This window comes from Nonomuraea sp. B5E05 (assembly GCF_039880665.1).
Taxonomy (GTDB): Bacteria; Actinomycetota; Actinomycetes; order Streptosporangiales; family Streptosporangiaceae; genus Nonomuraea.
Genome location: NZ_JBDPMJ010000109.1, coordinates 1 through 644, shown reverse-complemented (window position 1 = coordinate 644; position 644 = coordinate 1). Strand labels below are relative to the sequence as shown.

Below are 644 nucleotides of genomic sequence, written 5' to 3'. Positions count from 1 at the left end.
CGCCACCAGCAGGTTCTTGCCGAGCGCCATCTCACCCTGGTCGGTGCACGGCCCGTCGGCGATCACCTGGTTGACCTCGACCCGGTCGCCCTCGGCGACGATGGGCTTCTGGTTGAACGAGGTGCCCATGTTGGAGCGCTTGAACTTCGCCACACGGTACGTCGTCTGCGTGCCGTCGTCGTTGAGCACCGTGACGTAGTCGGCCGAGACCTCCTCGACCACACCCGCCTTCTCGGCGCTGACCATGTCGCCCGTGTCGGTCGCGGCACGGTATTCCATGCCGGTGCCGACCAGCGGCGCCTCGCTCTTGAGCAGCGGCACCGACTGGCGCATCATGTTGGCGCCCATCAACGCCCGGTTGGCGTCGTCGTGCTCGAGGAAAGGGATCATCGCCGTGGCCACCGACACCATCTGGCGCGGCGACACGTCGATGTAGTCGACCTCCCCGGCACGGGCGAGCTCGGTCTCGCCGCCCTTGGTGCGCACCAGGACGCGAGCCTCGGCGAACGACCCGTCAGGGTTGAGCACCGTGTTGGCCTGCGCCTTGACGAAACGGTCTTCCTCGTCGGCGGTGAGGTAGTCGATCTGGTCGGTGACCTTGCCGTCGACGACCTTGCGGTAGGGCGTCTCGACGAAGCCGAAGG

1 pseudogene is annotated in these 644 nt (G+C 67.1%); it reads right to left on the bottom strand.

The features are described from left to right. Window positions 1-644: pseudogene (locus ABGB01_RS46035) on the bottom strand (DNA-directed RNA polymerase subunit beta); the annotation flags it as partial.